2 protein-coding genes and 1 pseudogene are annotated in these 2,494 nt (G+C 63.1%); 2 read left to right on the top strand and 1 reads right to left on the bottom strand.

Annotated features, from left to right (window positions below; translation table 11 throughout):
- A pseudogene (gene clpA / locus MPJ51_RS13810) lies at positions 1–491 on the top strand (ATP-dependent Clp protease ATP-binding subunit ClpA); the annotation flags it as partial.
- Positions 491–1,450, top strand: a complete 960-nt coding sequence (locus tag MPJ51_RS13805; RefSeq protein ID WP_298387793.1) for a M23 family metallopeptidase — start codon at positions 491–493, stop codon at positions 1,448–1,450. The pseudogene clpA and the gene MPJ51_RS13805, both read left to right, overlap by 1 nt.
- Positions 1,451–1,454: 4 nt before the next feature.
- Here MPJ51_RS13805 and MPJ51_RS13800 read toward each other — a convergent pair.
- Positions 1,455–2,494 (bottom strand): peptidoglycan -binding protein (locus MPJ51_RS13800; protein WP_298387790.1); only part of this gene is annotated, 1,040 nt, incomplete at its 5' end.

Here is a 2,494-nt window from a genome sequence, read left to right as displayed (position 1 = left end):
TGATCATGACCTCGAACGCGGGCGCGCAGGAACAGGCCAAGGCCGCCATCGGCTTTGGTCGCGACCGGCGCGAGGGCGAGGATACCGCCGCGATCGAGCGCACCTTCACGCCGGAATTCCGCAACCGTCTGGACGCGGTGATTTCCTTCGCGCCGCTGCCGAAAGAGGTCATCCTGCAAGTGGTCGAGAAATTCGTCCTGCAGCTTGAGGCGCAATTGCTGGATCGCAACGTGACCATCGACCTGACGCCCAAAGCCGCCGAATGGCTGGCCGACAAGGGCTATGACGACAAGATGGGTGCGCGTCCGCTGGGCCGTGTCATTCAGGAACACATCAAGAAACCCCTGGCCGAGGAGCTGCTGTTCGGCAAGCTGGCCAAAGGCGGTGTGGTCCGCGTCTCGGTCAAGAAGGGCGAGTTGGATCTGGAAATCCTTGGCCCCGATCAACCGCGCATCCCGGGCGACAAGCCCCCGCTTCTGACAGCGGATTAATGCGCTGGCCTTCAGCGTTGGTATTGACGCTCGTCGCCTCTCCGGCGGCGAGCGATTTCCTTTTGCAACACCCCGTGGATTGCGAGCTGGGCAAGACCTGCCATATCCAGAACTACGTCGATCATCAGCCCGCAGGAACGGTTCAGGATTTCCGCTGTGGCGGGCTCAGCTATGATGGTCACAAGGGGACCGATTTCGCGCTGCCGAATCTGGCGGCGATGCGCAACGGCGTGGCGGTTCTGGCTGCGGCCCCCGGGATCGTGCAAGGCGTTCGAAACGGGATGACCGATCAGCGCTATGAGCCGGAAAACGCCGAACAGATTGCCGGACGCGAATGCGGCAATGGTGTTGTGATCGCCCATGAAAACGGATGGGAAACACAGTATTGCCATATGCGGCGCGGGTCCGTCCGAGTGAAATCAGGGGACCGCGTCGAAGCCGGCACCGTTCTGGGTGAAATCGGGCTGAGCGGGAAAACCCAGTTTCCACATCTGCATTTGTCCGTGCGCAAGGACGGGCAGTCTATCGACCCTTTTGTCCCGAATGGCGCTGATGGCTGTACCGCGCCCGAAGGCACCTTGTGGCAAGACACCCCCGATTATGTCCCCGGCAGCCTGATTTCCGTGGGGTTCTCCGACCGCGTCCCCGAATATGATCACGTTCTGGCCGGAGATGCCGCCTTATCGACCCTCACTGCCAAGGCCGATGCCATCGTGTTCTACGGGCACGCATTCGGCAGCCGACCGGGTGATATTCTTCGGCTTGAGGTCACCGGACCGCAGGGCACACTGTTCTCTCAGGACGTTGAACTGGACCGGGCGCAGGCGCAGCTTTATCGCGCGACGGGGCGTCGCCTGACGCAAGCGGGCTGGCACGTTGGCACGTATCAGGGCGTGGCGTCATTGATCCGGGACGGCGAAACCATCAGCCAGAAAATCACGACGATCCCGGTGCGGTAACTCCTTAACGCTCGGTCAGTTTCAACTCGATCCGGCGGTTCTGGGCGCGGGCTTCGGGGGTGTCGGCGGGGTTGACCGGCTGGAATTCTCCAAACCCGTTGGCGGCCAGACGGCTGGGCGGGATGCCCAGCGCGTCGACCATGTAGCGGACCACGGATAACGCGCGGCCCTGGCTCAGCTCCCAATTGTCGCGATAGCGCCCGGCCCCGCCCAGCGGGACATTGTCGGTGTGGCCATCGACGCGGATCACCCAGTTCAGCCCTTCGGGAATTTCCGCCGCAACGGTGCGCAGGATGTTGGCGACCTTGGCCACCTCTTGCCGCCCCTCAGCCGACAGAACGGCCGAGCCGGTGTCGAACAGCACCTCAGACGAGAACACGAAGCGGTCACCTTCGATCCGCACGCCCTCCTGATCGCCCAGCACGTCGCGCAGACGTCCGAAGAATTCCGAGCGATAGCGCTGCAAATCCTCGGCCTGCGCGGTCAGTTCCTGATTTTGCCCGGCCAATGCCTCGGCTTCAGCTTCCAGACGGATGCGTTCGGCCTCTTCCAGCAACCGGCGGCGGCGCTCTTCCGAGGCTGCACGGGCCAGCGCCGCGTTCAGGTCCTGACCCAACGTCTGGATCTGCACCTCGGCGGCTTCATTGCGTTCTTCGTAGTCGTCCAGCAACGCCTGCAATGATCCCAACTGTCCGCGCAGCGCAGCCATTTGCTGGTTCAACAACGCAGTCTGGCGCTGCGCCTCGGTCGAGATTTCCTGTTCCGAGGCAATCGTATCGCGGGCCACAGCCAGCAGTGCCGCGCGTTCCTCGGCCAGTGAGCGCTGTGCTGCGGCATCTTCCTGCGCCTGCGTCTGCGCCTCCAACGCGGCCTGCAATTGTGCCTTCAATTCCTCGGCATTCAACTCACCGAATTGCCGCTCCAGTTCCGCCTTTGCGGCCTGCGCGGCGGCCAGCAGGGTCAGGGTATCCTCAGCCTCTTGCCTCTGCGCCTCCAGCGCGAGGGTCATGGCGGTCAGTTCGGCATCGGCATTTTCCAGACGGG

It is taken from the genome of Ruegeria sp., from assembly GCF_028066395.1.
In the GTDB taxonomy this organism is placed as follows: Bacteria; Pseudomonadota; Alphaproteobacteria; order Rhodobacterales; family Rhodobacteraceae; genus Ruegeria.
The sequence above is the reverse complement of the archived record's forward strand: the minus strand, read 5'-3'. Positions and strand labels throughout refer to the sequence as shown.

Coding starts and splice junctions, on each gene's coding strand:
- MPJ51_RS13805 (WP_298387793.1), top strand. CDS start 491: ATGCGCTGGCCTTCAGCGTTGGTATTGACGCTCGTCGCCTCTCCGGCG.